The sequence below is a fragment of the Kitasatospora sp. NPDC085895 genome (assembly GCF_040702125.1).
Lineage (GTDB): Bacteria > Actinomycetota > Actinomycetes > Streptomycetales > Streptomycetaceae > Kitasatospora > Kitasatospora arboriphila.
Genome location: NZ_JBFBJY010000163.1, coordinates 1 through 7,542, shown reverse-complemented (window position 1 = coordinate 7,542; position 7,542 = coordinate 1). Strand labels below are relative to the sequence as shown.

The following is a 7,542-nucleotide window of genomic DNA, read 5'->3' as shown; positions in this document are numbered from 1 at the left end:
CCCTGTTGTTGGGGGGGGGGGCGCACCCCCCCCCCCCCCCACCCGAGGCGGCCCCCGGGTGGGGCCGCGCACAACCCCCGCGGGGGGGCCCCCCCCCCCCCCCCCCACGCCCAGGAGCGGGTGGTCAGTTCGACCGGCTGCCCAGCCGTCGGCGCGCGATGCCGGCGCCGCCGGCCGCGAGCAGGGCCCCGCTGGCCAGGCCGGCGGCGAGCAGGAGCTGTGTGTCATCCCGCGCGGGTCCGGTGCCGGCCGGCACGCTGCCGACGGGTGCCTGCACCGCCGCTGCGGGAGCGGACGCGGCCGGCGAGCTGCCAGCGACCGGAGCTGTCGTGACAGTGCCCGTGGCGGCGTGGGGCAGGGTCTCGCACGCGATGCCGTCGTGGTCGGCGTCCAGGTTGTTGGGATCCGACGGGTCGGCGCTGAACACCGCCTGTGCTTCCTCCTGGGTGGAAAAGTTGGCGCAGTCGAGATCCTGCGCATGGATATGCCGGCCAGCGGGAGGCAGGCGCTGGCGGCGAGGGCTGCGGCGCTGAAAGCAATACGGAGACGCATCACATGATCCTTACCTTGAGTAGTCAGGTCATCACTCAAAGTGCGAAGGCGTGGTCGACACGCCGCTCGGCACCAGCCTCCTCCCGGCAGTGCTATGCCCCTCCGGCCCCTGCCAGCGAAAGGAAAAACAGAACGCATACGAGGCGATCAGGCTGCTCCGGCCGAGTGAACGTCCAACGCGAACCCAAGCTCACGCCGCGCCCGCTCTACGCCCACTCCACGCCGTGCTAGGCGAGCTGCGCGAGCTGCCCCGGGGTGAGCTTGGCGCGGCGGGCCTTCTGGTTGTTCAGCCACGCCCCGAGCCCCACGTGCACGACCTCGGTGCTCTCTTCGCCGCCGGGGCCGGCCACCGTGATCTCCAGCGGCTCCTTGTGCGGCCGCGGAACCCGCACGTGGCCCTCCCGCCCCGCGAACGCCGCGAGCGCGGCCAGGCCCTGAGCGAAGCGGTCCGCACGGGACGTCTTCGGCTTCGCCTCGACGGCCTGCTTGGCGGCGACCAGCTCCGGGTCTGGTTCGATGCCGAGCGCGGTGAGCAAGTCCTGCTGGTCGCTCTCCAGCCCGGGGAAGCTGCCGCGCTGCGCCACGACCCAGCGGCCGAGCTGCTCACCCTCCAACACCGTCTCCTCGGGCAGCGCGGCCCAGTCGACACGGCCGTCGGACTCCAGCCACCACATCCGCGCCACGCTGTAGGTGCGCTGCCAGGTGATCGGCCAGGTCGGGCACCAGAACGGGTCGATCTCCTCCAACGCGCGGCGCCGCTCGGGCGCGAGCGCGCCCGGCTCACCGGCGGGCACCTGCGCGGCGGCCCGCAGTTCCGCAAGCCGCGTTCCGATCGCGTACCCGCCGACCGACGCCCGCGCGGGAGCCGCGAGCGACCCGGCGTGCTCCTTCGCCCAGACCCGCGCACACGACAGCCCGGCCTCGAACCGCGCGTCCGGCACCGACCAGATCATCCCAAGACCGTCGAGCATGTCGGCCCGGTACTCCGCCACCATGCCCGCGGCCCGTTCGCTGCGCCGGTCCGACAGCCATTTACCGAGCGGATGAGGGCCTGCTGCTGGAGGCGAACTACCAGCGGGAACGGCGCCAGCTCGCCGCCCGCCGCAAGGCCGCCTTCGCGACCGAGCCGACCGGCCCGAACCAGGTCTGGCAGCGCGACTTCTCCGAGTTCGAGACCGCCTCGGGCGGCACCTGGCGGCTCGCGGGCTGTCGCGACTACTGGTCGAAGTACGAGCTGGGCTGGCACGGGTCGCCCACCGCGAACCAGCACGACGCCGTCGCTGCGATCGAACTCGCCATCAGGGAAGCGGAGTCGCTGGCCGGAAAGCCACTGGCCGAGCTCGCCCTGCGCGACGCGGACGGGACCGTGAAGCCGCTGGTCACCATCGTCACCGACAACGGCGGACCGTTCCGCTCGTTCCGGTTCGAGGCGTTCATCGCCACCCGCCCGGAGCTGCGACACGTCCGCACCCGGGTCCGCACGCCCGGCCAGAACGGTTCACGCGAGCGCGGCTTCGGCTCGCTCAAGTACGAGAAGCTGTTCCTCGAGGAGATACCCGACGCCCTCGACCTCGTCCGGCACGCCGAGGACTACCGGCGCGACTACAACACCGTCCGACCGCACGAGGCCCTGGCCTGGAACCGGCCCCACGACGTCCACACCGGCGCCGCGGACCCGCTCGTCCCCAACTTTCCCGAACCCGAAAACCTGCCAACTGCTTGACGCGGGACAGTTGTCAGTTCTACTCCGTCCAGCATGAGTCGGTTCCGGCAACGTCACCCACCCGGCTGCGCCATGCCACTCGTGCACCGCACACATGCAGGCAGCCTCGCCTGGGCGGCGACGCGGCCTCGTCCGGCTGCCGCGCTCCGCGTGCGAGGGGATGACGGAACACGTGTGCAGCTGGATGCCGGTGGCCGGTGCACTCCAGTCGTTCTCCCGGCGGGTTTGAAATCGTCGCCGGACATCAACTAGGCTTCCATTAATTCATTAACACAAGCATGGTCGAGCGGGGGAAGGCGATGTGATCGACTACCGGATCGACCGTGGCAGTGGCGTGCCGGCCTACGTGCAGATCATCGAGCAGACCGAACGGGCGCTGCGGATGGGTACCTTGCAGGTCGGGGACAAGCTGCCCACGGCCAGGGAGGTGGTGGCGGCGACCGCCATCAACCCCAACACCGTGCTGCGGGCCTACCGCGACATGGAACAGGCTGGTCTGGTCGAACTGCGCCGTGGCCTCGGGACCTTCGTGACGCGGTCGCTCGCCCGGCCCGGGGCGGAGAGCGACTCTCCGCTGCGCCAGAAGGTCGCCGACTGGGTGGCCCGCGCGCGGGCCGCGGGGCTGGAGCGGGCAGATGTCCTCGCCCTGGTCACAGCCGCCCTGGACGCTTACGACAACGAGCACGACAGCACAACCCCGGGGGACCGGGAACGAAAGAAGGAGAACGCATGACCGGGCCTGACGCGTCGGCGGCGCTGTGCGCCACGAAGCTGGGATTCCGGCACCGGAGGCGGGGCAGCTGGGCTCTGCAGGATTGCGAGTTCACCGTGCCTGACGGCCGCATTACCGCGCTCGTCGGACGTAACGGCGCCGGCAAGAGCACACTGCTGCACCTGGCCGGCGGGCTGCTCCGACCCGCCTCCGGGCAGCTGAGTGTGCTGGGAGTGGTACCCGGCGCGTCGGAGGCCCGCGCCCGCGTCGCTCTGCTCACCCAGGACAAGCCGCTCTACCCGCGTTTCACCGTGGCAGACACCCTGCTGATGGGTGAGAAGCTGAACTCTTCGTGGGACCGGACGACCGCCGAGCGGATCGTTCGCGAGGGCGACATCCCGCTCCACGCCCGCGTCGGCGAGCTGTCTCCCGGACGGCGCACTCGCGTCGCGCTCGCCCTGGCACTGGGCAAGCGACCCGAACTCCTGCTTCTCGACGAGCCATTGGCCGACCTGGACCCCGTGGCACGAGGCGAGATCATGGCGCAGCTGATGGCCGAGGCCGTAGAGCGCGGCATGAGCATTGTGCTGTCCTCGCACGTCCTGCCCGAACTCGAGGAGACCTGCGACTGGGTGCTGGTACTGCGGGACGGCCGCGTTGAGCTGAGCGAAGACGTTGAGGTACTGCGTAGGAACCATGCAGTACTGACCGGACCCGCCGGCCAGGCCGACATCCTTGCCGGACAGCACACCGTCGTGCGGAGCCGCACCGGCGGCAGGCAGCTGACCGCCCTGATACGGCAGTGCGGACCGATACGCGGCGACTGGCACATCGAACGGCCCGGCCTGGAGGGCATCCTGATCGGCTATCTCCAGGTTGGTGAGCCGGGGCACCCCGCCCCCGCCGAGCGGACGGAGGCGGCGGCGTGAAGGGCTCCCTCTGGCTCGCATGGCGCCAGCAGCGCGTGTCGGCCGGCATCGGCGCGACCGCCCTGCTCGTCGCTGCCGCGATCGCCGCGTACTACCGCTCGGGCATGCTGGACGCCCTGCACAGCGGGCTGTTCGACCACTGCGCCACCGGTCCGCTGTACTGCACACGGTCCGACACCGGTCTGCCCCTGCTGCTGGACGTCGAGCCGCTGAAGTACCTCGGAGCGCTGAACATCGCCCTGCCCGTCCTCATCGGCGTCTTCTGGGGCGCCCCCCTGCTGGGCCGCGACCGGGAACTGGGCACACACCGCATGATCCTCGCGCAGGACGTGAGGCGCGGCCAGTGGTTCGCCGCCCGGTTCGCCCTGGCCGCGGTGACCACGACCGCCCTCTCCGGCCTGCTCGCGGGAGTGTTCGCCTGGTGGTGGCGGCCGGCCGCCGACCGGAGTTACGGCCTGTTCTGGTACGAGAACGCGGCCCTGAGCGGCTCAGGCCCCCGCGTTGTCGCGGCTGCCCTGTTCGGCCTGGCGGCTGGCACCCTGCTGGGTCTGCTGGTTCGCCGGGTGCTGACGGCGATGGTCCTGACCCTGCTGGCAACAGGGGTGATGACGCTCCTGCTGGAGTGGGCGCACCGGGCCCGGCTGCTGGTCCCGCCACACACTTACGTCAGCGCCGGCAGCATCCCCAAACCGCCGATGGCCGAGAAGTGGTCGACTGGCGACTACGGTCTGATCACCGCCACCGGCCGCCACGACGACGCGATGAGCTGCCCCTTCCCGTCGGGCGCCCAGCTCAAGGAGTGCATGGCAGGGCACGGGTACGTGGCCCGCTTCTACCAAGCCAACCCGGCCGGTGACTACTGGATCTTCCAGTGGACCGACACCGCCGCCCTCGGCGCTCTCGCCACTGTGCTCACGATCGCAACCGTGCTGCTCCTGCGTCGCCGCGTCTGACCGCGGGACCGCATCGCGTCACATCGCCTTCATCCCTTTCCTCTCCTTCATCCCCCACGGGATCCCCTTTCGCACGGAGGTCGCTTCACCATGCCCGCCGACGCCAAGACACCGAAGAAACTGCGTAACAACCGCGCCGCCCTCACCCACAAGACGGGATATGCCCTGCGCCACCCCGGCCGCGTCATCCCGTACCTGCGACGCGCCGGCCGAGACACCTGGCTGCGCCTCAAGCACCCCGACCACGTCGGCTACTACCGCGCCGTGATGGCCTCAGACACCCGTCGCAACCCGGAAGCCGCGGTCGGCAGCCAGACCCATGACCGCTGGCTGGCACTCGGGCAAATGCAGTTCGACTACCTCATCGAACACGGGCTGCGGCCGGACCACCGCATGCTGGACATCGGCTGCGGCAACCTGCGCGGTGGCTGGCGCTTCATCAGGCACCTCCACACCGGCAACTACTACGGCATCGACATCTCGCCCGATATCCTGATGGCCGCGAAGAAGACCCTCGTCGAGCACCGTATCCAGGACAAGCTGCCGCATCTGACCATCACCGGCGACCTCACCCTGGACTTCCTGCCCGACGACCACTTCGATGTCGTCCACGCGCACAGCGTCTTCTCCCACTCGCCGTTGGAGGTCATCGACCAATGCCTGACGCACGTCGGCCGCGTACTGACCGACACCGGGTTCTTCGACTTCACCTTCGACCGCACCGAGGGCGCCGAACACCAGGTACTGCGCGAGGATTTCTACTACCGCACCGAGACCCTCCTGGACCTGGCGCGGCGGCACGGTCTGCACGCGCGGTTCATGGAGGACTGGGAGAAGCGCCCGCATGGCCAGTCGAAGATACGTGTCAGCCGCTCGCCCCTGCCCACCGTCTGAATCGGCTCCGGTTGCGACATGCCGTCCGACAGACCGTTTCCCAGACCGCGGAGCGGGCCGGCGCGTCTGGCCGCGATAGACGGGCTCCGCCTGGTGGCAGCGGTCATGGTGGCCGCGTACCACTTCCTCGGCACACCCACCCCACACTTCTGGAACAGGACCGAACTTCGGGATTTCACGCCGTTTTTGCATGAGATCAGCCGCTACGGCTGGCTCGGCGTCGAGTTCTTCTTCGCCATCAGCGGCTTCGTCATCTGTATGAGCTGCTGGGGACGGACGCTTGCACAGTTCACCGTCTCCCGTATCACACGGCTCTTCCCCGCCTACTGGTGCGCCGTACTCCTCGTGATCGCGCTCGTCCTGGTCTCGCGGATGGGCCACTGGCCCGTCGCCACCCGCATTGACCCCCGTACCGTCCTGGGAAACCTGACGATGGCCCCGGGACCACTGGGACTTGAACTGGTTGACGGCGTCAGCTGGACGCTCTGGGTGGAGGCCCGTTTCTACCTGCTGATGGCCCTGCTGATCGTCTTCGGGCTGTCGTACCGGCGAGTGGTGACCTTCTGCGGAGCCTGGCTCCTGACCGCTGTCATCACCCTCGAACTCCAGTCGCCGCTCCTCGAAGAATTCGTACTGCCCCGATACACCGGCCTCTTCGTCGCCGGAATCGTCCTCCACCTCATGCACAGGTTCGGACAGAGCCTCCTGCTGTGGTTGCTGCTGGGATTCGCCTGGGCCTACGAACTCACCGTGCTCGAACTCCGGGTGGCCGATCACGCCAACGTACCCCTCGGCGAGAGCCGGCCCTCCTGGGCCATGTGTGCGGCCGTTCTCACGCTCTGCCTCGGGCTGCTGGCGCTGGCCGGTGTCGGAGGACCACTGGCGAGGCTGCGATGGCGTTGGCTGGTCACTGCAGGGGGACTCACCTACCCCTTCTACCTCATCCACCAAAGCATCGGAATTCCCTTGGCCAAAGGCTTGATCCGGGTCGTTCCGAGGCTTGAACCGCTGCCTTCGATGGCGGTGTCCGTCGTCTGCGTGCTGGGGCTGTCCCTGCTCATCCACACAACGCTGGAGCGTCGACTCGGACGCCTGCTGAGGCAACGCCTGACGCTCGACATGCGGCTTCAGTCTCCTCCCGTGAGACCGACTCCTGCCCGCACGCGGTAACCCGGAAAATCCGTCCAAAGAAAGATCTCGCATGCCGCCTATCACACGCATAAGACGTTCTCGCCCGCTCATCGCCGCCGCGACAGCGGTAGCCGCCGTGCCAGCCGTCGCGCTGACTCTGGCCCTGACGGTCACGACCTACGACGGCACCTCGCCGCGCGCTGCTCGAGCAGAAGCATCGGGATCGGTGGCAGGAAACGTCGACTGCCGCAAAACGAAGTGCGTGGCCCTCAGCTTCGACGGCGGCCCAAGCCCGACCACCCCCAGGCTGCTGGATATCCTCCAGCGGTATGCACGCCACGTTCTTCGTCCAGGGCAAGGGCCACATCGCGAAGTACCCCGACGTCCTGCGGCGCATCTCGGACGAGGGGCACGAGATCGGCAACCACACCTGGAACCACAGGAGGCCCACAGGCCTCGACGAGGATGAGGTCCGCTGGGAACTGACCAGTACGCAGGACGCCATCGAGAAGATCATCGGCGTCAGACCCCGTCCTGATGTGTCCACCCGAGGGCCGGCCACGGTGTTCGCCGCCTACCGGGCCGCTGCGGCGGCCGTGGGCGTCTCCGACCCCGGCTGCCACCTTCCGTGGGAGCTGCTCGCCGCGA

The 7,542-nt window shown here is 69.2% G+C and carries 9 protein-coding genes; 7 read left to right on the top strand and 2 right to left on the bottom strand.

Annotation, left to right across the window (positions count from 1 at the left end; genetic code table 11):
* Positions 1–124: 124 nt before the first annotated feature.
* Together AB0442_RS41120 and AB0442_RS41115 are read right to left on the bottom strand one after the other, a co-directional pair.
* Entirely contained in the window at positions 125–427 is a 303-nt protein-coding gene (locus tag AB0442_RS41120; protein WP_366168642.1) for a hypothetical protein, read from the bottom strand.
* A gap of 352 nt (positions 428–779) precedes the next feature.
* Positions 780–1,523 (bottom strand): helicase associated domain-containing protein, encoded by a 744-nt coding sequence (locus AB0442_RS41115; RefSeq protein ID WP_366168641.1) that lies wholly within the window; start codon positions 1,521–1,523, stop codon positions 780–782.
* 395 nt (positions 1,524–1,918) lie between these two features.
* On the opposite strand from AB0442_RS41115, the gene AB0442_RS41110 reads away from it, so the two are divergent.
* The 7 genes from AB0442_RS41110 to AB0442_RS41080 form a co-directional block, all read left to right on the top strand.
* Positions 1,919–2,275 (top strand): integrase core domain-containing protein, encoded by a 357-nt coding sequence (locus AB0442_RS41110; RefSeq protein WP_366168640.1) that lies wholly within the window; start codon positions 1,919–1,921, stop codon positions 2,273–2,275.
* 301 nt (positions 2,276–2,576) lie between these two features.
* The gene (locus AB0442_RS41105) at positions 2,577–3,008 is read left to right on the top strand and encodes a GntR family transcriptional regulator (RefSeq protein WP_366168639.1); all 432 of its coding nucleotides are present in this window, start codon (positions 2,577–2,579) and stop codon (positions 3,006–3,008) included.
* Entirely contained in the window at positions 3,005–3,916 is a 912-nt protein-coding gene (locus AB0442_RS41100; protein WP_366168638.1) for an ABC transporter ATP-binding protein, read from the top strand. Before AB0442_RS41105 ends, AB0442_RS41100 begins: the two co-directional genes overlap by 4 nt.
* The gene (locus AB0442_RS41095) at positions 3,913–4,869 is read left to right on the top strand and encodes a transporter (protein WP_366168637.1); all 957 of its coding nucleotides are present in this window, start codon (positions 3,913–3,915) and stop codon (positions 4,867–4,869) included. Before AB0442_RS41100 ends, AB0442_RS41095 begins: the two co-directional genes overlap by 4 nt.
* Before the next feature lie 90 nt (positions 4,870–4,959).
* Positions 4,960–5,763 (top strand): class I SAM-dependent methyltransferase, encoded by an 804-nt coding sequence (locus tag AB0442_RS41090; RefSeq protein ID WP_366168636.1) that lies wholly within the window; start codon positions 4,960–4,962, stop codon positions 5,761–5,763.
* A gap of 18 nt (positions 5,764–5,781) precedes the next feature.
* Entirely contained in the window at positions 5,782–6,933 is a 1,152-nt protein-coding gene (locus tag AB0442_RS41085; protein WP_366168635.1) for an acyltransferase, read from the top strand.
* A gap of 290 nt (positions 6,934–7,223) precedes the next feature.
* Positions 7,224–7,542: polysaccharide deacetylase family protein (locus AB0442_RS41080; RefSeq protein ID WP_366168634.1), on the top strand; the 319-nt coding region annotated here is incomplete at its 3' end.